This is a genomic window from Gordonia sp. C13 (assembly GCF_023218005.1).
GTDB lineage: Bacteria > Actinomycetota > Actinomycetes > Mycobacteriales > Mycobacteriaceae > Gordonia > Gordonia namibiensis.
The window spans coordinates 91,154-115,107 of sequence record NZ_JALPSY010000001.1; the positions used below are offsets into that span (position 1 = coordinate 91,154).

20 protein-coding genes are annotated in these 23,954 nt (G+C 67.6%); 6 read left to right on the forward strand and 14 right to left on the reverse strand.

Features of this window, described 5'->3' with window-relative positions:
- Positions 1-10: 10 nt before the first annotated feature.
- From M1L58_RS00425 to M1L58_RS00445, 5 genes are all read right to left on the reverse strand, one after another.
- The gene (locus tag M1L58_RS00425; RefSeq protein ID WP_006868235.1) at positions 11-979 is read right to left on the reverse strand and encodes a VWA domain-containing protein; all 969 of its coding nucleotides are present in this window, start codon (positions 977-979) and stop codon (positions 11-13) included.
- A gap of 3 nt (positions 980-982) precedes the next feature.
- Positions 983-1,921, reverse strand: a complete 939-nt coding sequence (locus tag M1L58_RS00430) for a DUF58 domain-containing protein (protein WP_154883834.1) — start codon at positions 1,919-1,921, stop codon at positions 983-985.
- Positions 1,911-3,116 carry an AAA family ATPase gene (locus tag M1L58_RS00435; RefSeq protein WP_248657449.1) on the reverse strand — a complete coding sequence of 402 codons (1,206 nt, stop codon included), beginning with the start codon at positions 3,114-3,116 and terminating at the stop codon, positions 1,911-1,913. The genes M1L58_RS00430 and M1L58_RS00435 overlap by 11 nt, the downstream gene beginning before the upstream one ends.
- A 142-nt stretch (positions 3,117-3,258) precedes the next feature.
- Complete coding sequence (locus M1L58_RS00440; protein ID WP_040536897.1) at positions 3,259-4,791, reverse strand: NlpC/P60 family protein; 1,533 nt, start codon at positions 4,789-4,791, stop codon at positions 3,259-3,261.
- Positions 4,792-5,162: 371 nt separating this feature from the next.
- Positions 5,163-5,792: an Rv1476 family membrane protein gene (locus M1L58_RS00445; protein WP_248657450.1), complete on the reverse strand. Its 630-nt coding sequence runs from the start codon at positions 5,790-5,792 to the stop codon at positions 5,163-5,165.
- 301 nt (positions 5,793-6,093) lie between these two features.
- On the opposite strand from M1L58_RS00445, the gene M1L58_RS00450 reads away from it, so the two are divergent.
- The 3 genes from M1L58_RS00450 to M1L58_RS00460 all read left to right on the forward strand — a co-directional run bounded on the left by M1L58_RS00450 (position 6,094) and on the right by M1L58_RS00460 (position 11,227).
- Positions 6,094-8,895: an aconitate hydratase gene (locus tag M1L58_RS00450; protein ID WP_248657451.1), complete on the forward strand. Its 2,802-nt coding sequence runs from the start codon at positions 6,094-6,096 to the stop codon at positions 8,893-8,895.
- A 15-nt stretch (positions 8,896-8,910) separates the two neighbouring features.
- The gene (locus M1L58_RS00455) at positions 8,911-9,477 is read left to right on the forward strand and encodes a TetR/AcrR family transcriptional regulator (protein WP_006866272.1); all 567 of its coding nucleotides are present in this window, start codon (positions 8,911-8,913) and stop codon (positions 9,475-9,477) included.
- Between the two features lie 205 nt (positions 9,478-9,682).
- Entirely contained in the window at positions 9,683-11,227 is a 1,545-nt protein-coding gene (locus M1L58_RS00460) for an AMP-binding protein (RefSeq protein ID WP_006866273.1), read from the forward strand.
- A gap of 18 nt (positions 11,228-11,245) precedes the next feature.
- Here M1L58_RS00460 and M1L58_RS00465 read toward each other — a convergent pair whose 3' ends face one another.
- On the reverse strand, positions 11,246-12,874 hold the full coding sequence (locus M1L58_RS00465) for an ABC-F family ATP-binding cassette domain-containing protein (RefSeq protein ID WP_006866274.1): 1,629 nt from the start codon (positions 12,872-12,874) through the stop codon (positions 11,246-11,248).
- A 99-nt stretch (positions 12,875-12,973) separates the two neighbouring features.
- On the opposite strand from M1L58_RS00465, the gene M1L58_RS00470 reads away from it, so the two are divergent.
- A complete protein-coding gene (locus M1L58_RS00470; protein ID WP_248657452.1) occupies positions 12,974-13,789 on the forward strand; it encodes an SDR family oxidoreductase in 816 nt (271 codons plus the stop codon).
- A gap of 41 nt (positions 13,790-13,830) precedes the next feature.
- Positions 13,831-14,967: a lycopene cyclase family protein gene (locus M1L58_RS00475; protein ID WP_248657453.1), complete on the forward strand. Its 1,137-nt coding sequence runs from the start codon at positions 13,831-13,833 to the stop codon at positions 14,965-14,967.
- A 3-nt stretch (positions 14,968-14,970) separates the two neighbouring features.
- Here the strand turns inward: M1L58_RS00475 and M1L58_RS00480 are convergent, their stop codons facing one another.
- From M1L58_RS00480 to M1L58_RS00515, 8 genes are read right to left on the reverse strand one after another with little or no spacing between them, the layout of a single operon-like run.
- Complete coding sequence (locus tag M1L58_RS00480; protein WP_248657454.1) at positions 14,971-15,366, reverse strand: J-domain-containing protein; 396 nt, start codon at positions 15,364-15,366, stop codon at positions 14,971-14,973.
- A gap of 19 nt (positions 15,367-15,385) precedes the next feature.
- On the reverse strand, positions 15,386-15,787 hold the full coding sequence (locus M1L58_RS00485; RefSeq protein WP_006866278.1) for a metal-sulfur cluster assembly factor: 402 nt from the start codon (positions 15,785-15,787) through the stop codon (positions 15,386-15,388).
- Positions 15,784-16,266 carry a Fe-S cluster assembly sulfur transfer protein SufU gene (sufU, locus tag M1L58_RS00490; protein ID WP_248657455.1) on the reverse strand — a complete coding sequence of 161 codons (483 nt, stop codon included), beginning with the start codon at positions 16,264-16,266 and terminating at the stop codon, positions 15,784-15,786. Before sufU ends, M1L58_RS00485 begins: the two co-directional genes overlap by 4 nt.
- Positions 16,267-16,268: 2 nt before the next feature.
- Positions 16,269-17,555 carry a cysteine desulfurase gene (locus M1L58_RS00495; protein WP_248657456.1) on the reverse strand — a complete coding sequence of 429 codons (1,287 nt, stop codon included), beginning with the start codon at positions 17,553-17,555 and terminating at the stop codon, positions 16,269-16,271.
- 25 nt (positions 17,556-17,580) lie between these two features.
- On the reverse strand, positions 17,581-18,354 hold the full coding sequence (sufC, locus tag M1L58_RS00500) for a Fe-S cluster assembly ATPase SufC (RefSeq protein ID WP_006866281.1): 774 nt from the start codon (positions 18,352-18,354) through the stop codon (positions 17,581-17,583).
- A 57-nt stretch (positions 18,355-18,411) separates the two neighbouring features.
- The gene (gene sufD, locus M1L58_RS00505; RefSeq protein ID WP_248657457.1) at positions 18,412-19,599 is read right to left on the reverse strand and encodes a Fe-S cluster assembly protein SufD; all 1,188 of its coding nucleotides are present in this window, start codon (positions 19,597-19,599) and stop codon (positions 18,412-18,414) included.
- A complete protein-coding gene (gene sufB, locus M1L58_RS00510) occupies positions 19,599-21,053 on the reverse strand; it encodes a Fe-S cluster assembly protein SufB (RefSeq protein ID WP_006866283.1) in 1,455 nt (484 codons plus the stop codon). The genes sufD and sufB overlap by 1 nt, the downstream gene beginning before the upstream one ends.
- The gene (locus tag M1L58_RS00515) at positions 21,050-21,853 is read right to left on the reverse strand and encodes a helix-turn-helix transcriptional regulator (protein ID WP_248657458.1); all 804 of its coding nucleotides are present in this window, start codon (positions 21,851-21,853) and stop codon (positions 21,050-21,052) included. Before M1L58_RS00515 ends, sufB begins: the two co-directional genes overlap by 4 nt.
- A gap of 175 nt (positions 21,854-22,028) precedes the next feature.
- On the opposite strand from M1L58_RS00515, the gene mptB reads away from it, so the two are divergent.
- Positions 22,029-23,861, forward strand: coding sequence for a polyprenol phosphomannose-dependent alpha 1,6 mannosyltransferase MptB (gene mptB / locus M1L58_RS00520; protein ID WP_248657694.1), 1,833 nt, complete (start codon positions 22,029-22,031; stop codon positions 23,859-23,861).
- The last annotated feature ends 93 nt before the right edge of the window (positions 23,862-23,954 follow it).

Sequence of the window (23,954 nt, forward strand, 5' to 3'; positions counted from 1 at the left end):
CGGGGTCGGGTCAGGGCAGCCTGCGGTTGATCGCGAGCGCTGCGAACGCCGAGACCAGCGCGAACAACGTACCCGCGATCAGCCACGGCTTCGAGTTGTCCCCGCGTCGTGTCTCGTAACCGATCTCGTTCTGCAGTTTCTCGTAGACCTTGTTGAGCTCGTCGAGGCTCGCGGCGGTGAAGAAGTCACCGCCGGAGAGGTTCGCGATCTTGCGCAGCGAATCGTCGTCGACGGGAACCGGGACTCGATCACCCTCCAGCTCGACGGTGCCCGTCCGCGTGCCGAAGGAGATCGTGGAGACCGGGATCTTCTCCTCCTTGGCCTTCCGCGCCGCGGTGAAGGCACCGCGCGGGTCGTCGGGGTCGTCGGGCACGGTCTCCTTGCCGTCCGACAGGAGCACGATCCGCGCCGGCGGGGCCGCCTCGCCGCCACCGAGAACGGCATTGAGTGTGCTGATCTGCTGCAGCGCGGCGAAAATGCCCTCGCCGGTCGCCGTCTTGTCGTCGAGCCTCAGCTTGTCCACGGCGACCTTGGTCGCGTTGTGGTCCGGGGTCGGCGAGACCAGGCTCGCCGCGGTGCCGGCGAAGGAGATCAGGCCGAGGTTGATGCCCTCGGTCAACTCGTCGGCGAACTTCTTCGCCGCCTCCTGCGCGGCCTTGATACGCGACGGCGAGACGTCGGTCGCGTTCATCGACCGCGACACGTCCATCACGAGGATCACCGTCGCCTTGTTGCGCGGCACCTTGCGGTCGGCCTGCGGCCCGGACAACGCGACAGTCAGCAGGATCAGCGAGATGATCAGCAACGCGATCGGCACGTGACGCAGCCGGTTGCGGTCGGCGGGTGCGACGGACTTCAGCAGATCGAGGTTCGCGAAGGTCAGCGCCCGCTGCTTGCGGCGACGCAGCATGTACACGTACGCGGCGCCGAGCAGGGCGACGACGAGCAGCAGCAACAACCAGAAGGGACTGGACAGCATCGGCTACCCCACCCCGGCGGCCAGGCCGCGGCGTCGCTGGGCGATGAACTTGACGGTGTCGGTGATCCACTCGCGGTCGGTGCGGAGGGACAGCGTCGCTCCCCCGCAACTGCGCAGCGTCCGATGCACGCGCTGCTGATGGGCGCGGGCGGCGGCGGCGAAGTCGCGCTGCAGCTCCTCGGTGACGGTGACGTCGTGGATCTCCCCCGACTCGGCGTCGGCCAGGGTGACCTCGCCGATCGCGGGCAATTCCAGGTCGCGAGGGTCGAGGACCTCGACCGCGAGCAGCTCGTGATGGGCGCCGATGGCACGCAGCGAGCGTTCCCAGTCGATCGGTCCGAGGAAGTCGCTGATGACGACCGCGAGACCGCGGCGACGCTGCGGACGGCGCAGTGCCTCGATGCCGGCCTTGAGGTCGCCACGGACGCCGGGAGCACTGCGACGGGTGGTCGCAATGGCCTTGAGAAGGTTCTGGGCATGGGCGCGGCCGGCCCGAGCGGGCACCCGTACGACGTCGTCGCCGGTCACCACGAGGGCCCCGTGCCGGTTGCCGCCACCGGTGGTGAGATGCACGATCGCGGCGGCCGCGGCCACCGCCAGGTCGCGCTTGGTGCACCCGACCGTGCCGAAGTCGAGGCTCGCCGACGCGTCGACGACGAGCCAGGTCTCGAGCTCGCGGTCGGCGATCATCTGGCGCACATGCGGCTGGGTGGTGCGGGCGGTGACCGACCATTCCATCCGACGGACGTCGTCACCTGGCTGGTAGGCACGCGCCTCCCCGGGTTCCGAACCCGGGCCGGGGATGAGTCCGAGATGCTCCCCCTGCAGCACGCCGTCGAGCTTGCGACGGACGGTGAGCTCCAACATCTTCAGAGCCGCGGTCAGCTGGGGCTCCTCGAGCAGCCCGGCACCGAGGCTGGGTAGGTCGCGATTAGCCGCCATACCGCGCATTCGGGTTCACCGGACCGGAGCCCTGCGGAACCTGCTGTCCGGCATAGCCGTTGGCGCCCTGCTGAGCCGGCTGGGGGACACCAGTCTGGGGTGCGCCGGTCTGGCCCTGCCCCTGGGGTGCCGCCGGGTACGACGACTGCACCGGCTGCGCACCGACCTGCGGGAGTCCCACGGTCTGCAGCACGCGGGTGATGACCTGATCGGCGTCGATCTCGTCGGCCAGCGCGTCGTAGGACAGCACCAGGCGGTGCCGAAGGACGTCGGGCATGATCTCGACGATGTCCTGCGGGATGACGTAATCGCGTCCGCGGACCAGCGCGAGTGCGCGGGCCGCGGCCACGATGCCGAGCGTCGCACGCGGCGAGGCGCCATAGGACAGCCACGAAGCGACGTCGCTGAGACCGAGCTCGGCCGGACGACGCGTCGCGTTGATGACGCGGACGACGTAGTCGACGAGCGCGTGGTGGACGAAGACGTTCGCGGCGGTCTTCTGGAGACGCAGCATCGCCGCGGGGTCGAGGACCTGTGAGGCCGTCGGCGGGACGTTGCCCATCCGGTAGACGATCTCGCGCTCCTCCTCCACCGACGGGTAGTCGACGAGCACCTTGAACAGGAAGCGGTCGCGCTGGGCCTCCGGCAGCGGGTAGACACCCTCGTTCTCGATGGGGTTCTGCGTCGCCATCACGAGGAACGGGTCGGGCATCGGGTAGGTCTTGCCGCCGATCGACACGTGCCGCTCGGCCATGACCTCCAGGAGCGCGGACTGCACCTTGGCGGGTGCGCGGTTGATCTCGTCGGCGAGCAGGAAGTTCGCCACGACCGGGCCGAGTTCGGTGTCGAACTCCTCGCGGCCCTGACGGTAGATACGCGTACCGATGAGGTCGGTGGGCACCAGGTCGGGAGTGAACTGCACACGGGAGAAGGATCCGCCGACGACCCTGGCGAAGGTCTCGACCGCAAGCGTCTTGGCGACGCCCGGGACACCTTCGAGAAGGATGTGGCCGCGGGCGAGCAGGCCCACGAGAATCCGCTCGACGAGCTGGTCCTGACCGACGATGACGCGCTTGACCTCGTAGATGGCCCGCTCGAGCAGGGCGACGTCGGCGTCGCTCAGCACCGACGAATCGGCGCCTGCCGCGGCCGGGTCCCCCGTGGCCGCCTTGTCGAGGGAGTGCGATTCGGTCAACCCGTGCTCCTGTTCGTCTGAACTCTGCTGCTCACTGGTGTGGCCACGTCGGGGCCGAAGACACCCCCGCGTGTTTGTGCCAGCCTAGCCGTGCGAACTGAAAAGGCGCCAAGAAGATCCGCGGCCCGTCGTTCGGACGTTCTCAGAGGAGGCGGACCACGTTGGGCATCGCACCGCTGGTGCGCAGCGGCGACACCTTGACGACGGAGCCCGACTGCGGGGCCTCGACCATCTTGTTGTCGCCCAGGTACAGCGCGACATGCTGGCTCGCGTTCGGGCCGTAGAAGATCATGTCGCCGCGACGCATCTGCGACAGCGGGAAGTGCGGACCCGACGTGTACTGGTAGCCCGTGTAGTGCGGCAGTTCGATGCCGACACCGGCGAAGGCGTAGATCATCAGACCCGAGCAGTCGAAGCCGACCTTGCGGTAGTCGCCGTAACTGTCGGCGACGCCGCCGTCGCGGATGCCCTGCGTCGGACCGTTGACGTCGCCACCACCCCAGGCGTAGGTGACACCCAGCTGCGAGAGAGCACGGTTCACGACGATCTCGACCGCCTGCGGGCCGCGAAGACCCGGCCGCATGATGCCGCCCGATCCACCGCCACCGCCCGAGCCGCCGAACAGGGAGCCGAGGCTTCCCGATCCCAGGCGGGAGCTCAGGCTGTCGTTGCCGCTGCTGCCGGTGAGGTCCATTCCGCCCAGACCGAGCTCGTTGAGGAGTTCGGACTGCGGCAACCGCTGCTCGCCGATGATGCCCTTGAGCATCTGCGAACCCACGTCGAGGCCCATCCCGAGCGCCGCGGAGCCCACGTCGACGGCGATCTGGGCGGCGGCCCGCGCCGCGATCGACAGCAGTTCGTTGTCGGAAACGTTGGTCGTCGGCAGGTCCGGAAGGGTCGGGGCTGCCGGGAAGATGTTCTTGAGCAGGTCACGGGTCGACGGTCCGGCGGCCTGCTTCTTGGGCACGTATCCGCGGATCGAGTCGATCTTCTTCTGCACGCGATCACGCTTGGCGACCAGCGAGGCCTTGCGCTCCGACTGCTCGGCGATGGCAGTCTTGGCCTCGGACACCGCGGCCAGGGCGTCGCGCTTGCGCTGGTCGGCACTCTTGGCGGCGAACGCCGCCTGCCGGCGGGTCGCCTCGACCGCGGCCAGACGGTTGGCCTTCTGGTTTCGGGCGACCTGGAGGCGACGGATGGTCTCCTGCTGCTTCTTGCCGACCTGGTCGAGCAGCTTCATCCGGTCGAGCACCGCCTGGGGATCCGGGGATGCGACGTAGTTCGACATCGAACCCTGCTCGGCGCCCTGCTGGTATGCGAGTCGGACGAAGTTGTCGAAGGTCTTCTGCGCCTCGGTGACGGCCTGGCCGGCGCGGTCGAGCTCGGTGCGCGCGCCGCGGGCGGCGACGGTCGCCAGTCGCCGCTGGGCGAGCGAGTTCTGGAAGTCGACGATCGCGCGGTTGACGTTCTCCTGCCGGACCGCGAGGGCCTCGTCGAGGTCGGCGATGTCCTGGTTCACCGAGGCGATCTCGTTGATTAGTCCGGTCACCGGCGACTCGGGCGCCTTCTTCGGGGTCGCGACGGCATGCCCGGCGCCGACCGCACAGATGAGAACGGCGGCCATGGCCGCCGTGACGCGCGCCGGCCAGGACGCACCTGTTCTAACTCGCCTCACCTGAACTCCTCGCGGTTCCTTCCGGGGACCTGTCAAGATCTCCGGATCTCGATCGAACGGCCGCTGTGGGCCGCCCCGACCACACACTGCACATGTGTCGCATCTGCCCCTGCAGGAAACACAAGTCACACATGCGACATCAGAACCGTACGTCACATCAACCACACGAGAAAACCGAAACCTGTGAATTACAAAGGCGTTATTACCTGGGAAAATGCTGTGAACTGCAGATAGTTCACCACCGTGGCTCAGGTCTCGAATTCGCAACAAACCGGTACACGAACCGGATCGGGCGAGAGCACGACGCCGCCGGCGCCACCGGACCGCGGGAAACGATCGTCAGTGACGCCGGCGAGAGGCGTGGTGAGGGGTCAGGAAGAGGCCGACGACTCGGCCGGGGTCCCGTCGCGAGCGGTGTCCGCACCGTCGGGCGACGCGGCGCCCGCGCCCGTGGCGGCGACCGGGCCCAGCGGACCGTTCGACGCCGCCGCGCGGGCGCGCCGGGTGCGGAATCGCGCGCCGACCGCACCGAGGACGACGACGAGGATGAGGAGCAGACCGACCACGGTCCAGTCGATGTGTGAATCCGTCATCGAGTCGACCATCTGCCGGGCCGCGCCGGGCGGGTCGGTGAGGGTCAGGTTCTGTGTCGCCTGCTCCTGGATGACCCGGCTGAACTCCGGGGAGGAGCTGCCCACCGAGTTGGGGCCGAGGACGATCACGGTGCCGCCGACCTGCTCCTGCAGCTGGTTGGCGATGTCGCGGTAGAGGCTGAACCGCGGCTGCACCTGGTCGACGACCACGAAGCTGAAGTCCTGACCCTTGTCCTTCGCGTACTCGATCACCTCGAGCATCGCCGGGACCTGGTCCGGGGTGGCGCCGGCGACCCCGTCGTCGGCGATGTCGCGCGACAGTTCGGCCATGTCGACACCGACGAGCCCGGTGAGTTCGTTGTTCTCCGCGGGCGCGGCCAGCATCAGCATCGTCGGCTCGGGACCCATCTGTCCTCACCCCTGTCTGTCGGTAACACCCCGCGGCGAGCAAAGGCGACGCTCGCCGGACTTCGCCCTGCACGGTACGACACAATGGACCCGTCCGGGTATTCGCCCACAGCGTGAGTCGTCGGCGGCGTGTCGCCGGTACCCCGCTTGGTAACAGTACGCTCGTACTGTTAGACTGGACGATGTTGTCGCGGGTTGTCTCGCGGACATCCGATGGCACCGGTGCAGCCCCGCCGGGTTCAGAATTTCATCGAGCATCGCCGACGCAGCCCGTCGGTAAACGAGGAGAGTGGATTTAGACGTGAGTATCAATTCCTTCGGCGCCCGCGGCACGCTGGACGTCGGCGACAACAGCTACGAGATCTACCGCCTGAACGCCGTCAAGGGCGCCGAGAAGCTCCCCTACGCCCTCAAGGTGCTGACCGAGAACCTCCTCCGCACCGAGGACGGCGCCAACATCACGAAGGAGCACATCGAGGCGCTGGCCAACTGGGATCCGAGTGCCGAGCCGAGCATCGAGATCCAGTTCACGCCGGCCCGCGTGATCATGCAGGACTTCACCGGTGTGCCGTGCATCGTCGACCTCACCACCATGCGCGACGCCGTCAAGGAACTCGGCGGCGACCCGGACAAGGTCAACCCCCTCGCCCCCGCCGAGATGGTCATCGACCACTCCGTCATCATCGAGGCCTTCGGCAACGCCCAGGCCTTCGAGCGCAACGTCGAGATCGAGTACCAGCGCAACGAAGAGCGCTACAAGTTCCTCCGCTGGGGCCAGGGCGCCTTCGACGACTTCCGCGTCGTCCCGCCGGGCACCGGCATCGTCCACCAGGTCAACATCGAGCACCTCGCGCGCTCGGTCATGGTCCGTGACGGCGTCGCCTACCCCGACACCTGCATCGGCACCGACTCGCACACCACGATGGAGAACGGCCTCGGCGTCCTGGGCTGGGGCGTCGGCGGTATCGAGGCCGAGGCCGCGATGCTCGGCCAGCCGGTCTCGATGCTCATCCCCCGCGTCGTCGGCTTCAAGCTGACCGGTTCCACCAAGCCGGGCGTGACCGCCACCGACGTCGTGCTCACCATCACCGAGATGCTCCGCAAGCACGGTGTGGTCGGCAAGTTCGTCGAGTTCTACGGCAACGGCGTCGCCGAGGTGCCGCTGGCCAACCGCGCCACCATCGGCAACATGAGCCCCGAGTTCGGTTCGACCTGTGCGATGTTCCCCATCGACGAGGAGACCGTGAAGTACCTGCGCCTCACCGGCCGCAGCGAGGAGACGCTCGCCCTCGTCGAGGCCTACGCCAAGGAACAGGGCATGTGGCTGGAGAAGGACGCCGAGGAGGCCGTGTACTCGGAGTACCTCGAACTCGATCTCGCCGACGTCGTCCCGTCGATCGCCGGCCCGAAGCGTCCGCAGGACCGCATCGAGCTGTGGGACGCCAAGAACGCGTTCCGCAAGGACATCCACAACTACGTCGAGAACGGCAACAGCCCGGCTCACACCAAGCTCGACGAGGCCGTCGAGGAGACCTTCCCGGCCTCCGACCCGGCCACGCTGACCTTCGCCGACGATGACGCAGAGCCCCTGCACTCGGCCGCCAACGGCGCCGAGGGCCGTCCGACCAACCCGGTGCGTGTGGACTCCGAAGAGCGCGGCTCGATGATCCTCGACCACGGCATCGTGACCATCGCGTCGATCACCAGCTGCACCAACACCTCCAACCCGTCGGTCATGCTCGGCGCAGCACTGCTCGCCAAGAAGGCGGTCGAGAAGGGCCTGACCTCCAAGCCGTGGGTCAAGACCTCGATGGCTCCCGGATCGCAGGTCGTCACCGGCTACTACGAGAAGGCCGGCCTGTGGCCGTACCTGGAGAAGCTCGGCTTCTACCTCGTCGGCTACGGCTGCACCACCTGCATCGGCAACTCGGGCCCGCTGCCCGAGGAGATCTCGAAGGCGATCAACGACAACGATCTGACCGCCACCGCGGTGCTCTCGGGCAACCGTAACTTCGAGGGTCGGATCAACCCCGACGTGAAGATGAACTACCTGGCCTCGCCGCCGCTGGTCATCGCCTACGCCCTCGCCGGCACCATGGACTTCGACTTCGAGTCCGACCCGCTGGGCAAGGACACCGACGGCAACGACGTCTTCCTCAAGGACATCTGGCCGACCAACGAGGAGATCGAGTCGACCATCGCCTCGTCGATCTCGCCGGAGCAGTACGCCGCCGACTACGCCGACGTGTTCAAGGGCGACGAGCGTTGGCAGAACCTGCCCACCCCGTCGGGCAAGACCTTCGAGTGGGACGAGAAGTCCACCTACGTGCGGAAGCCTCCGTACTTCGAGGGCATGCAGCTCGAGCCGACCCCTGTCTCCGACATCAAGGGCGCCCGCGTCCTCGCGAAGCTCGGCGACTCGGTGACCACCGACCACATCTCCCCCGCGTCGACGATCAAGCCCGGCACCCCCGCCGCGCAGTACCTCGACGCCAATGGTGTGGCCCGCAAGGACTACAACTCGCTGGGCGCCCGTCGTGGCAACCACGAGGTGATGATCCGCTCGACCTTCGGCAACATCCGCCTGCAGAACCAGCTGCTCGACGGTGTGACCGGTGGTTACACCCGCGACTTCACCCAAGAGGGTGCGCCGCAGTCGTTCATCTACGACGCAGCGCAGAACTACGCCGCGCAGAACATCCCGCTCGTCGTCCTCGGCGGCAAGGAGTACGGCACCGGTTCGTCGCGTGACTGGGCGGCCAAGGGCACCAGCCTGCTGGGCGTCAAGGCGGTCATCACCGAGAGCTTCGAGCGCATCCACCGCTCGAACCTGATCGGCATGGGCGTCATCCCGCTGCAGTTCCCCGAGGGCGAGTCGCACAAGTCACTGGGCCTCGACGGCACGGAGACCTTCGACATCTCCGGTATCGAGGAGCTCAACGAGGGCAACACCCCGAAGACCGTGCACGTCACCGCCACCAAGGAGGACGGCTCGAAGGTGGAGTTCGATGCCAAGGTTCGCATCGACACCCCCGGCGAAGCCGATTACTACCGCAACGGAGGCATCCTGCAGTACGTGCTGCGGAACATGATCAACGGCTGACAAGGAGCACGCGACGTGCCCAAGGTCAGTGATGACCGCCTTGCCGCGCGTCGTCGGGAGATTCTCGACGGCGCGCGGCATTGCTTCGCGGAGTACGGATACGACGGTGCGACCGTCAAGAGGATCGAGGAGTCCACAGGCCTGTCCCGCGGCGCGATCTTCCACCATTACCGGGACAAGGAAGCGCTCTTCCTCGCGCTCGCGCACGAGGACGCCGAGCGCATGGCCGACGTCGCCGCCGAAGAGGGTCTCGTGCAGGTCATGCGCGACATGCTCACGCGACCGGAGGACTTCGACTGGCTCGGCACCCGGCTCGAGATCGCGCGAAAGCTACGGACCGACAACAGCTTTCGTGCGGAGTGGATGGCCCGCTCGGCCGAGCTCGAACAGGCCACCCTCAGCCGTCTCGAACGCGGCCGCCAGGCCGGCCGGCTCCGTGACGACGTCCCGACCGAGGTCCTGGTGAAGTACCTCGACCTCGTTCTCGACGGGCTGATCACGCGGTTGGCGTCGGGCCAGCCCACCGACGATCTGCACGCAGTCCTCGACCTCGTCGAGGAATCGGTGCGGGCCAGGGACTGACCCTCAGCACCACCGCTCGACCACACCACCGGCGAGTCGCCCGAACTGTTGTTCGGCGGCTCGCCGGTGGTGTTTTGTGGGCCCTCCCGTTAGAAGGCAGTGAGATCGTCCGTAAACGCTAGGGTACTGTGACATGCAACACCCCGAACGATCGTTAGATAACGGACGTTCCGGGTGACCGTCCCCTTGTCAGAGGAGAGCACCCTTGTTCCCTGGAGTCTTCGCCAAGTCCACTCCGGACAAGCCCGCCGTCATCCGCGCCGCCACCGGCGAGCAGTTGACCTACCGTCAGCTCGACGAGAACTCGACCCGGCTCGCGAACTACCTGGAGTCGCTGGGCCTCAAGCGCGGAGACAGCATCGCGGTGGTGTCCGCCAACGATCTCCATGTCTTCGAGGTGTACTGGGCGGCACTGCGCAGCGGCCTGTACGTGACGGCGGTCAATCACCATCTGACGGCGGCCGAGACCAACTACATCCTCTCCGACTGCAACGCCCGGGTCCTGTTCGCCGGCGCGTCGGTCGCCGACGCCGTGTCGCGGTCCGGCGAGATCGAGGCTCTCACCGGCACCGGCCGCCGAGTGGTGTGGGGCGGGGACCTGGAGGGCTTCGACAGCTACGACAAGGTGCTCGCCAACGCCTCGGCCGAACCACGCACCGACCAGCCGCGCGGCACCGACATGCTCTACTCGTCGGGCACCACCGGTCGCCCGAAGGGCATCAAGACCCCCATGCCCGACGGCCAGGTCGACCAGATCCCCGACGCCTACACCGCGATCTTCGCACCCATGTACGGCTTCGACGAGAACACCGTCTACCTCTCCCCCGCGCCGCTGTATCACGCTGCGCCGCTGCGCTACTGCGGCGTAACCAATTCGGTCGGCGGCACCGTGATCATGCTCGACCGGTTCGAGCCCGAGGCCGCCCTGGCAGCGATCCAGAACCACAAGGTGACGCACAGCCAGTGGGTGCCCACCATGTTCATCCGGATGCTCAAACTGCCCGAGGAGGTCCGCAACTCCTACGACGTCAGCAGTCTCAAGATCGCCATTCACGCCGCGGCACCGTGCCCGGTCGAGGTGAAGCGGGCGATGATCGAGTGGTGGGGACCGGTCGTCCACGAGTACTACGCGTCCACCGAGGCGGCGGGCGCGACGTTCATCGGTCCGCAGGAGGCGCTCGACCACCCCGGTTCGGTCGGCAGGCCACTACTCGGAGTCGTCCACATCTGCGACGAGGACGGCAAGGAACTCCCGGTCGGCGAGGTCGGTCAGGTCTTCTTCGAGCGCGAGGACGTCGCTTTCCAGTACCACAACGATCCGGAGAAGACCCGCAAGGCCCAGCATCCGGAACACGAGAACTGGTCCACGACAGGCGATGTCGGCTACGTCGACGAGGAGGGGTACCTCTACCTCACCGACCGCAAGGCCTTCATGATCATCTCCGGCGGAGTGAACATCTATCCGCAGGAGGCCGAGAACGTCCTCATCAACCATCCGGCGGTCTTCGACGTCGCCGTGATCGGTGTTCCCGACTCGGATCTCGGTGAGGTCGTCAAGGCCTGTGTTCAGCTCGCCGACGGTCGTGAGCCCTCCGACGAACTGGCCGATGAACTCATCGCGTTCACCAAGGAGAGCATCGCCGCCTACAAGGCACCGCGGTCGGTGGACTTCGTCGACGAGCTGCCGCGTACACCCACCGGCAAGCTGGTCAAGGGTGAACTGCGCAAGAAGTACTGGCCCGCGAGCTGATCACCGAAGCGGCGAGCGTCAGGCGAGTTCGATGATCTCCTGGTACTCGTCGCTCCAGTGGTCCTCGGTGCCGTCGGGCAGGAGGATCACCCGCTGCGGGTCGAGTGCGGCGGCGGCGCCGGGGTCGTGGGTCACGAGGACCACGGCCCCGGTGTAGCTGCGCAGCGCGTCGAGGACCTGTTCGCGCGACACCGGGTCGAGGTTGTTGGTCGGCTCGTCGAGGAGCAGGACGTTGGCGGCCGACGACACCAGACCGGCCAGGGTCAGGCGGGTCTTCTCACCGCCGGATAGGGTGCCGGCGGGCTGGTCGAGTTGCGCGCCGCTGAACATGAAGGCGCCCAGCAGTCCTCGCAGGTCCTGTTCACCCGCGTCCGGCGCGGCGTGGCGGATGTTCTCCCACACCGTGGCCTGGTCGTCGAGGGTGTCGTGCTCCTGCGCGAAGTAACCGATCTTCAGGCCGTAGCCGGGCTCGAGCTGCCCCGTGTCCGGCTTCTCCACCCCCGCAAGCATTTTCAGAAGGGTGGTCTTACCCGCGCCGTTGAGTCCGAGGACGACGACGCGACTGCCCTTGTCGATGGCGAGGTCGACGCCGGTGAAGATCTCCAGTGAGCCGTAGCTCTTCGACAGGCCCGAGGCCATGAGCGGCGTCTTGCCGCACGTCGCCGGTTCCGGGAACCGAATCCGGGCGGTGCGGTCGGCCACCCGCTCCTCGTCGAGCGAGTCGATCATGCGCTCGGCGCGCTTGAGCATGTTCTGGGCAGCCGTCGCCTTGGTGGCCTTGGCGCCGAGCTTCGCGGCCTGGGCGCGCAGCGCGGACGCCTTCTTCTCGGCGTTGGCGCGCTCGCGGCGACGACGCTGCTCGTCGGTGGCGCGCGCGTCGAGGTAGCGCTTCCAGCTCATGTTGTAGATGTCGGCCTCGCCGCGCACGGCGTCGAGGAACCACACCCGGTTCACGACGTCGGCGAGCAGGTCGACGTCGTGGCTGATCACCACCAGCCCACCTTCATGGTTCATCAGGAAGCTGCGCAGCCACGCGATGGAATCGGCGTCGAGGTGGTTTGTCGGCTCGTCGAGCAGCAGCGTCGTGTCGGACTTCCCGGAGCCGTCGGAGGCGGCGAACAGGATGCGCGCGAGCTCGATGCGGCGACGCTGACCACCGGACAGGGTGCGCAGCGGCTGGTTCAGAACGCGATCCGGCAGACCCAGGCTGTTGCAGATTCGGGCGGCCTCGGATTCCGCGACGTAGCCGCCGAGGGCGGCGAAGCGCTCTTCGAGACGTCCGTAGCGGGCGACGGCCTTGTCGCGCAGCTTGTCGTCGGCGGCCTCGGCCATCCGCGCCTGCTGCTTCTCCATGTCGCGCAGGATCTCGTCGAGTCCGCGAGCAGAGAGCACCCGGTCCTTGGCGAGGACGTCGAGGTCGCCCTCCTTGGGGTCCTGGGGTAGGTAGCCGAGCTCGCCCGACCGGCGTACGGTGCCGGCATAGGGCTCGGTCTCACCCGCCAGGATGCGCAGGGTCGTGGTCTTTCCGGCGCCGTTGCGGCCCACGAGGCCGATCCGGTCGCCGGGCTGGATGCGGAGGGCGTCGCCGGGCGCCGACAACAGGGTCCGAGCGCCCGCTCGTACCTCCAGGTCGGTCGCGGTGATCACGACGGACAAGTCTACCGGGGCGCGTCCAATGGTTTGTCCACGAAACCGTCGCGGACCGCCTCGCGGAGTCGCCCCGCGGCGACACGGTGGACCGATACGGTGTGGGACGTGACGCAATCCACAACGTTTCCCCAGTCTTCCTTCCCCCAGACGTCCGACCTGACCGGGCGTTCCGCTCTGGTCACCGGCGCCAGCCGGGGCATCGGTGAAGCCATCGCCACCGAGCTCGCCCGACGCGGCGCCTCGGTCGTCATCACCAGCCGCAAGGCCGAGCCCCTCGAGGAGGCCGCCGAGCGCATCCGGCAGGCGGTGCCGTCGGCGTCGGTCACGGCGTTCGCGGCCAACACCGGCGACCCCGAGGACCGGGCGGGCGCGGTCGCGGCCACTGTCGCCCAGGGCGGCGGAATCCACATCCTGGTGAACAACACCGGCATCGCTCCCCTCGCCGGACCCCTGATGTACGCCGATCTGGATGCCTACCGCAAGACCTTCGACACCAATGTGGTCGCCGCCCTCGGGTTCGTCCAGGAGGCCTACCGGGCGGGCATGAAGGACACCGGTGGCGCGGTCGTCAACATCTCCTCAGTCGCGGGCCTGCGATCGACCGGGGTCATCGCGGCCTACGGCACCTCGAAGGCGGCGTTGATCCGTCTCACCGCGGAACTGGCGTGGGAACTGGGCCCGAACATCCGGGTGAACGCGATCGCACCCGCGATCGTGCGCACGAAGTTCGCCTCCGGACTCATCGAGGGTGAGAACGAGGCCCGCGCTGCCGCCGCATATCCGATGAAACGCATAGGCGAACCCGAGGACGTGGCCCGCGCGGTCGCCTTCCTGGCCAGTGACGAGGCGGCCTGGATCACCGGCGAGACCCTGGCCGTGGACGGCGGGACCCTGGCCACGGGCGGCGCGTAGGCCGAAGCCGCGTCCCGCCGGTTCGTGGCAGGATCGAGGGCATGGCCGGCGGAGTGATCGTTCTGGGTGCTGGACCGGCCGGGCGTGCCCTGGCACATCGGCTGCTCGCCGCCGCGGTGCCGGTGACCATCGTCGACACCCACCCCGAGCGCGTCTGGCAGTCCACCTTCGCCTGCTGGTCCGACGAGCTCCCCGACTGGCTCGACCCGGCGGCCTTCGCCGCCCGACTCGACCGCGTCGGCGTCGCCGGCACCGCTCTCGACGAGGTGGACCGCGGTTACACGGTGTTCGACACCCCCGGTCTGCAACGCTCGCTGACGCTCGACGGCGCGGAGATCGTGACCGACCGGGTCACCGGGATCGACGGTGCGCGCGTGCATCTCAAATCCGGTCGGGTCCTCACCGGTGACGTGGTGGTCGACTGCCGCGGCGCGCTCCCTCATGAGGCGCCGCGGCAGACCGCCTACGGCATCGTCGTCGACAAGGCCACTGCCGCACCATTTCTCGACGGGCACGACGCGCTGCTGATGGACTGGCGCGGCGGGATCGTGGACCGCCGGGCGCTACCGTCGTTCCTCTATGTGGTGCCGCTGGGCGACGACGAGTACCTGCTGGAGGAGACCTGCCTGGTCGGCCGGCCCGCGCTGGGTCTCGACGAGCTGAAGCGTCGGCTCGACGTCCGGCTCGGCGGGCTGCCAACGGGTGTCCGCCGGGTCGAGCGGGTGGCGTTCCCGATGACGGGGTCGTCGCCGCAGCCGTGGCGGGAACCGACGTTCCGCTTCGGCGCCGCGGGCGGTTTCAAGAATCCGACGACCGGTTACAGCGTCGCCTACTCATTGAAGTGCGTCGACGACGTCGTCGACGCACTGGCCGCGGGGCGAGACCCGATGCCCGAGTTGTGGCCCGCCTCGGCGCGCGCCGTCCACAATCTCCGTCTGCGCGGACTCAGCGTTCTGTTGCAGCTCAACCCCACCCAGACGATCGCGTTCTTCGAGGCATTCTTCGCGATGCCGATCGAATCGCAGCGTAGCTACCTCAGCCGCCGCGACGACCTGACCGGGACGATGGTTGCGATGACCCGGGTCATCCGGAGCGTCGACATGCGGACCCGGGCGGTGGTGGCGCGTGGTGCCATGTCCACGCCGGGATGGACCGGGGACGCCCACCGAGAAGGATGACCGTCAGCGGCGCAGGGCGCGCCACTGCGCGACCATGTCGTCGACATCGATGGTGTGCGCGACGACGCTGTGCGGCATGGCGATCTGACGGGACGCCAGATGGGCTTCGCGCACTCGACGGTTGAAGTCGATCAGGATGTCACGAACCGCGGCCTCATCGGCGATGTCGCACAACGACTGCGGGAAATCCTGTGCCTCCCGGCGCAATTGGAGCGGCGCCGGGAGGAGGGCCGAGGAGTCCAGGTTCTCGTCGCGGATCTTGCGCTTGACCCACCAGTCGGGGTCGTCGCTGTCCGACAGGTCGAGCGGTTTGCCGGCGCCGGGCAGGTCGTCGAACTCGCCGCGTTCGGCCGCCTCGCGGATCATCCGCTCGACCCGGGACTCGAACCACGACGTCATGGCCGTCGAGAGGGTTGACCTAGACGGTGAAGCCGAGGGCTCGCAACTGCTCGCGGCCGTCGTCGGTGATCTTGTCCGGGCCCCACGGCGGAAGCCAGACCCAGTTGATCTCGAGGTCGGTGCACAGACCGCTGCTGACGAGCGCACCGCGGGACTGGTCCTCGATGACGTCGGTCAACGGGCACGCGGCCGAGGTCAGGGTCATGTCGATCTTGGCGACGGCCTCATCGGTGACCTCGATGCCGTAGACGAGTCCGAGGTCGACGACGTTGATCCCGAGTTCGGGGTCGACGACATCGCGCATGGCCTCTTCGACGTCCTCGACGGCCGGCAGCGAGGTCGACGGGGCTGCGGGGGTACCCGCCGCCGTCGTGTCGGTTGCCGTGGGGGTCGGGTTCTCGGTGGCTGTGTCGTCACTCATGCTGACTCCGCTTCTTTCTCATGGCTGTCGGTGTCGTGGCGGTCCATCGTCTGGGAAAGCGCGTCCTTGAACGCCATCCAGCCGAGGAGTGCGCACTTCACGCGCGCGGGGTACTTGCTGACACCGGTGAACGCGATGCCGTCGCCGATGATGTCCTCGTCGCCCGGGTCCTTGCCACGGGAGGTCATCATCGTGTTGAACGACTCCACGGTGGCGAGGGCCTCGCCGACCGGTTGTCCGACGATCAGGTCGTGCAGCACCGACGTCGAGGCCTGGGAGATCGAGCATCCCTGGCCGTCGTAGGACACGTCGTCGATCGTGCTGCCGTCGCGCGAGACGGCGACGCGCAGGGTCACCTCGTCGCCACACGTCGGATTGACGTGGTGGACCTCCGCGCCGAACGGCTCGCGGAGACCCCGACCGTGTGGATGTTTGTAGTGGTCCAGGATCACTTCCTGGTACATCTGCTCCATACGCATGCCTACTTCACCCCGAAGAAGTTCTGCGCCTTGACGATCGCCGCGGCCAGCGCGTCGACCTCGGCAAGCGTGTTGTAGGCGGCGAACGACGCACGCGCGGTCGCGGCCACACCGAACCGGCGGTGCAGCGGCCATGCGCAGTGGTGGCCGACACGGATGGCGACGCCCTCGTCGTCGAGGATCTGTCCGAGGTCGTGGGCGTGGATGCCGTCGACGAGGAAGGACACCGCTCCCCCGCGGTCTTCGGTGGTGGTCGGGCCGATGATGCGCAGGCCGTCGATCTCGCCGAGCTGCGAGAGCGCGTGCTCGACGAGAGCATGCTCATGGGCGGCAACGGCTTCCATGCCGATGATCTGGAGGTAGCGCACGGCGGCACCGAGGCCCACGACCTGCGAGGTCATCGGCACACCGGCCTCGAAACGCTGCGGTGGCGGCGCGTAGGTCGACACCTCCATCGTGACCGTCTCGATCATCGAGCCGCCGGTGATGAACGGCGGCAACGCATCGAGGAGTTCGCTCTTGCCGTACAGCGCGCCGACGCCGCTCGGACCGAACATCTTGTGTCCGGAGAACGCGGCGAAGTCGACGTCCAGCGCGGTGAGGTCGACCGGCATGTGCGGCACCGACTGGCACGCGTCGAGGACGACGAGCGCACCGACGGCCCGCGCACGCGAGACGAGTTCTCCGACATCGGCGACGGCACCGGTGACGTTCGACTGGTGGGTGAACGCGATGACCTTCACCGACTCGTCGAGGGTCAGCGAGTCCAGGTCGATGCGACCGTCGTCGGTCACTCCGTACCAGCGCAGCGTCGCACCGGTCCGACGGCAGAGTTCCTGCCACGGCACCAGATTCGCGTGATGCTCGAGTTCGGTGATGACCACGGTGTCACCCGGGCCCAGAGCCGATCCGCCGAGGACCGAGGCCGAACGCGGATCGCCGAGCGTGTAGGTCACCAGGTTGAGCGCCTCGGTGGCGTTCTTGGTGAACACCAGCTGATCCGACGACGCACCGACGAACCGCGCGATGACCTCGCGCGCATCCTCGTAGGCGTCGGTGGCCTCTTCGGCGAGCTGGTGGGCTCCCCGGTGCACCGCCGCATTGTGGTGCGTCAGGAAGTACCGCTCGGCGTCGAGCACCTGAACGGGACGCTGCGAGGTGGCCCCGGAGTCGAGGTACACCAACGGCTTCTCGTCACGAACGGTGCGCGACAGGATCGGGAAGTCCGCGCGCAGCGCCTCCACGTCGAAAGCGGCTGCCGCAGTTGTGGTCTCAGGCGAGAGTGTCACGTACGTGCACCTCCAGGGTGTTGGTTCAGCCGGCCTTGGCCGCCGAGGTGAAACGCTCGTAGCCGTTCTCCTCGAGCACGTCGGCCAGCTCCGGGCCACCGGACTCGACGACACGTCCGTTGACGAAGACGTGGACGAACTCGGGCTTGATGTAGCGGAGGATGCGCGTGTAGTGCGTGATCAGCAGGACGCCGCCGTTGTCGCGCTCCTTGTAGCGGTTGACGCCCTCGCTGACGACGCGCAGCGCGTCGACGTCGAGACCCGAGTCGGTCTCGTCGAGGATGGCGATCTTCGGCTTGAGCAGGTCGAGCTGAAGGATCTCGTGGCGCTTCTTCTCACCGCCGGAGAAGCCCTCGTTGACGCTGCGCTCGGAGAACGACGGATCGATCTCGAGAGCGGTCATCGCCTCCTTGGTCTCCTTGACCCAGTGACGCAGCTTCGGCGCCTCGCCGCGGACGGCGGTGGCGGCAGTACGCAGGAAGTTCGACATCGAGACACCGGGCACCTCGACGGGGTACTGCATGGCCAGGAACAGGCCGGCGCGCGCACGCTCGTCGACGCTCATCTCCAGGACGTCTTCACCGTCGAGGGTGATCGAGCCCGACGTCACCTGGTACTTGGGATGACCCGCGATGGCGTAGGACAGCGTGGACTTGCCCGAACCGTTGGGCCCCATGATCGCGTGCGTCTCACCGGACTTCACGGTCAGGTCGACACCCTTGAGGATGTGGATGGGCTCGGCGTCGGAGTCGGTCTGGGCGACATCGACGTGCAGGTCACGGATTTCCAGTGTGGTCATGTTTCTGAGTTCTCTCTAACAGGCTGTGGGAAGTACTGAGTCGGGCGCGGTCGCTGGTCAGGCGCCGGAGAGTTCGAGCTCGCGCTCGACGGCGGCGGACAGGCGCTCGCGCAGCTCGGGCACGCCGATCTTGGCGATCACCTCGCCGAAGAATCCGCGGATGACCAGACGGCGTGCCTGATCCTCGGGGATGCCGCGAGCCTGCAGGTAGAACAGCTGCTCGTCGTCGAAACGTCCGGTGGCGCTGGCGTGTCCGGCGCCGACGATCTCGCCGGTCTCGATCTCGAGGTTGGGCACCGAGTCGGCACGGGCGTTGTCGGTGAGCACCAGGTTGCGGTTGAGCTCGAAGGTGTCGGTGCCCTCGGCCTCGGCGCGGATCAGCACGTCGCCGATCCAGACCGTGTGCGCCTCACGCGACCGGTCGCCGCTCGTGTCACCCTGCAGCGCACCCTTGTACACCACGTTCGAGCGGCAGTTGGGCTGGCTGTGGTCGACGAGCAGGCGCTGCTCGAGATGCTGTCCCGCGTCGGCGAAGTACAGACCCCACATCTCGACGTCGCCACCCGGCGCGTCGTAGTGGACGATCGGCGAGAGCCGGACGAGGTTGCCGCCGAAGCTGACCGCGAAGTGGCGGACCACGGCATCGCGGCCGGTGCGCACGTGATGGGCGACGACGTGAACCGCGTCGTCGTCCCAGTCGTGCACGTTGACGACGGTGAGCGCGGCACTGTCGCCGACGACGAACTCGACGTTCTCGGCGAAGGTTCCGCTGCCCTTCTGGTCCAGCACCACGACGGCGCGGGCGAAGGGCTCGAGCCGGACCTGGGTGTGACCGAAGGCGGTCTCGCCCTCACCGGGACCGGTGACGGTGATGGTGACCGGCTCGGACAGCTCGACCTCGCGGCCGACGGTGACGACCGTGGCCTGCGTGAACGACGAATATGCCTGCGCGGCAACCCGGTCGAAGGGCACGCCGCCCTGGCCGAGACGCTCGTCGTCGCGACCCACCGTCTCGACCGTGACGCCCTCGGACGCTCCGGACACCTCGACGGTCGCCTCGGCGGTCCGCTGTGCGGAACCGTCGTGCAGACCGCGCAGGCGGCGGAACGGGGTGAAGCGCCAGGCCTCTTCGCGAGGGCTGGGCACCTCGAAGGCGTTGACGTCGAACGAGGTGAACAGTTCACCCTTGTTGACGACAGGCGAATGCGAGCCCGGTGTCGAAACCGGGAGTGTCGGATCGGCCATCAGCCGACGGCTCCTTCCATCTGAAGCTCGATCAGGCGGTTGAGCTCGAGCGCGTATTCCATCGGGAGTTCCTTGGCGATCGGCTCGACGAAGCCGCGGACCACCATGGCCATCGCCTCGTCCTCGGTCAGGCCACGGCTCATCAGGTAGAAGAGCTGATCGTCGCTGACCTTCGAGACGGTCGCCTCGTGCCCCATCGTCACGTCGTCCTCGCGGATGTCGACGTAGGGGTAGGTATCACTGCGGGAGATGGTGTCGACCAGCAGCGCATCGCATTTCACCGTCGAGCGGCTGCCGTGCGCTCCGTTGTTGACCTTGATCAGGCCACGGTAGGAAGCGCGGCCACCACCACGGGCCACCGACTTCGAGATGATGTTGCTCGAGGTGTTCGGCGCAAGGTGGACCATCTTGGAACCGGTGTCCTGGTGCTGTCCGGGGCCGGCGAAGGCGACGGAGAGGACCTCGCCCTTCGCGTGCTCACCGGTCAGCCAGACCGCCGGGTACTTCATGGTGACCTTCGAGCCGATGTTGCCGTCGACCCACTCCATGGTGGCGCCGGCCTCGGCCTTGGCGCGCTTGGTCACCAGGTTGTAGACGTTGTTCGACCAGTTCTGGATGGTCGTGTAGCGGCAGCGGCCGCCCTTCTTCACGATGATCTCGACGACCGCGGAGTGCAGCGAGTCGGTCTTGTAGATCGGCGCGGTGCAACCCTCGACGTAGTGCACGTAGGCACCCTCGTCGACGATGATCAGCGTGCGCTCGAACTGGCCCATGTTCTCGGTGTTGATCCGGAAGTAGGCCTGCAGCGGGATGTCGACGTGGACACCCGGCGGGACGTAGATGAACGAGCCACCGGACCAGACCGCGGTGTTCAGCGCGGAGAACTTGTTGTCACCGGCCGGGATGACCGAGCCGAAGTACTCCTGGAAGATCTCCGGGTGCTCCTTGAGCGCGGTGTCGGTGTCGAGGAAGATCACGCCCTGCTTCTCGAGGTCCTCACGGATCGAGTGGTAGACGACCTCGGACTCGTACTGGGCGGCGACACCGGAGACCAGGCGCTGCTTCTCCGCCTCCGGGATGCCGAGCTTGTCGTAGGTGTTCTTGATGTCCTGGGGCAGGTCGTCCCACGTGGCGGCCTGCTTCTCACTGGACCGCACGAAGTACTTGATGTTGTCGAAGTCGATGCCCTCGAGCCCGGCACCCCAGTGCGGCATGGGCTTCTTGTCGAAGATCTTCAGTGCCTTGAGGCGCTGCTCCAGCATCCACTCGGGCTCGCTCTTCTTGGCCGAGATGTCGGCGACGACCGCCGGGGACAGTCCGCGCTTGGCGCTGGCACCGGCGACGTCGGAGTCGGCCCAGCCGTAGCCGTACTTGCCGAGGGCGGCAATCGTCTCTTCCTGCGTGAGGGGAGCCGGGGCGGTCGGCGTGGTGGCGGCCGGATCGGTGACGGTCATCGCGTGGCCTTTCGGGTTGTCGTGGGCAGTGCCTGTGAGGTTCCGTGCTGAGGAGACGGTGGAGACTCCGGCGGCGGATGGATCGGTACGTGGGTGGTGCAGGCGCAGTCACCGTTGGCGATGGTGGCCAGGCGCTGCACGTGCGTACCGAGCAGCTCGGTGAAGACCGCGGTCTCGGCCTCACAGAGTTCGGGGAACTCGGTGGCGACATGCGCCACCGGGCAGTGGTGCTGGCAGATCTGCATGCCGTTGCCGACCTGCCGGGTGTTGGTCGCGTATCCCGCGCCGGTCAGCGCGTCGGCGATCTCCTCGACCGTCTCCGCGACCGTGACCGGGTCGGTGCTGGGCGACACGTCGGCGACGATCCGCTCGACTCGTTCCCGCGCGAATTCGGCGACGGCGTCGTGGCCACCGAGGTCGCGGAGCTTGCGCATCGCGGCACCGGCGAGGTCATCGTAGGCGTGGCGCATCTTGCCGCGCCCCTCCGGCGTGAGCTGGAACCACTTCGCCGGACGACCGCGTCCACGACCGCGACGCTGACCGAACCCGGTGGAGGCGACCTCGATGTCCCCGGCGCTGGTGAGCGCGTCGAGATGACGGCGTACGCCGGCGGCGGAGATGCCGAGACGCTCGCCGATCTCACCCGCGGTGAGCGGGCCGTCCTCAACGAGGAGGTTCAACACGGCATCACGCGTCTGACCGTCGTGCTGTTCGGCACCGGCGGTCGTCTGGGGGCTTGCCGTACCAGCGGAGGGCACGGCATTGCCGCTGCCGGAGGGCAGCACAACATCGTTCCGCATGGTTTTCACAACACGAGTGTGACGTAATTGATTCCACGCTGCCAGCAAGGGTGCCCTTAGCGAAGCGATCGAATTCTGCCACGGTGTCTCGATTGTCCGGATAAAGGGTGGTCGCGAGGTATCGGCCACCGACGATTACAGTCGTCGTGTGCCCGAAACCACAGCTGGCCGCCGCGTGCCGGACTTCTTCGGACTCGTGTGGAATCACCTGCTCACCGTGCTGAACTACCTCGGACTGCGTAAACAGCGCCCGGTCGAACCCGACGCCGACGCCACCGAACAGCGCGGCGACTACGGGAAGACCGTCGCCCGCCTACACGACGACGAACGCGAGGTCGGCCCCCTCAACGCCGCGGAGACCCGACGCCTCCGCCGCATCAAGCTCTTCGGCGCCACCGGCTCCGTCCTGATCCTCATCGGCGCACTCGGCACCGGCGCGGTCCCCGTGTTGCAGAACCCGGTGGCCGGCATGCGCGTGCTGTCGCTGCCGTCCCGGATGTTCGGCACCGCACTCGCCCTCTCCATCGGCGGCACGATCACCCTGGTGGTCGCGTGGCTGCTGCTCGGCCGTTTCGCGGTGGGCCGGTTCAGCGTCGAGGTCCTGCACGGACGCAGTCCCGAACGCCGGATGAGCCGGCGTCAGGCCGACCGGACCCTCATGCTGTGGATCACGCCGATCGTGCTGGCTCCCCCGCTGCTGAGCAAGGACATCTACTCCTATCTGGCGCAGAGCGCCATCGCCTTCCGCGGCATGGATCCCTACTCGGTCAGCCCGGTGAGAGGTCTGGGCGTCGACCACATCCTCACCAGGTCGGTGCCCAATCTGTGGCGGGACACCCCCGCGCCCTACGGACCACTGTTCCTCTGGATCGGCGAGGGCATCACCAAGGTGACCGGCGCGAACATCACGGCCGCGATCTTCCTGCACCGCATCGTCGCGCTGCTCGGTGTCGCACTCATCGTGTGGGCTCTGCCCCGTCTGGCGAAACGCTGCGGGGTGTCCTCGGTCGCGGCACTGTGGCTCGGTGCGATGAACCCTCTCGTGATCCTCCATCTGGTGGGTGGCATCCACAACGAGGCCCTCATGCTCGGCCTGATGCTCGTCGGCCTCGAGCTGAGCTTCCGTGCCATCTACGGCGTGGACCGGCTTCGCAAACCGGGGACACTGATACCCACGAGAGCCGGCTGGATCCTGATCGCCGGCGGTGCCGTGCTCGCCGCGTCGGCGATGATCAAGGTGACCTCGATGCTCGCGCTCGGCTTCGTCGGGATCGCCCTCGCCATGCGATGGGGTGCGACCCTGCCCGCGCTGCGGCACGCGCCGATCCGCGAATGGTGGACGCGGTCGAAATGGTCGGTGTACGCCCTCGGTCTCTCCGCCGGGTTCTACGTGGTCGTGCTCGGCATCGTGATGGGCACCATCTCGCTGGGAACCGGGCTCGGATTCGGCTGGACGGGCACGCTGTCGACCGGCGAGATCGTCCGGTCGTGGATGTCGATGCCGACCCTGCTCGGCGTGACGACCGGACGCATCGGGGTGACCCTCGGACTGGGCGAACAGACCCAGGCGATCCTCGAGGTCGCCCGGCCGATCGGTCAGCTCGTCGCCGGCCTCTTCATCATCCGGTGGATGCTCGCGACCCTCGGCGGACGCCTGCATCCACTGGGCGCCCTCGGTGTGTCAATGGCCACAGTCGTGCTGTTCTTCCCGTTCGTCCAGGCCTGGTATCTGCTGTGGGCGGTCATCCCGCTGGCCGCCTGGGCCACCGGCCCCTGGTTCCGGATCTCGACGATCTCGGCATCGGCGATCATCGCCATCGTCGTGATGCCCACGAGCTCCAACACCAGCGGAGTCGTTCTCGCACAGGGACTTCTGGCCGGTGTGATCATGGTCGCAGCACTCACCGCACTCTTCTTCGAGGACCGTTCGCCGCGCCGATGGCGTCGTCGCAGAACCGGGGCACCGGAGAAGTCCCCGGAACCGGCGGAGAACGCCCCGACGCCATGACGATCCCCCACCGCACCCGCGAACGGCGTTTTTCGTCCGCGGGGCCCGAGCGCCTAGTCTGACCTGTGTGCGCAGCACGACTCCTCGGCAGAT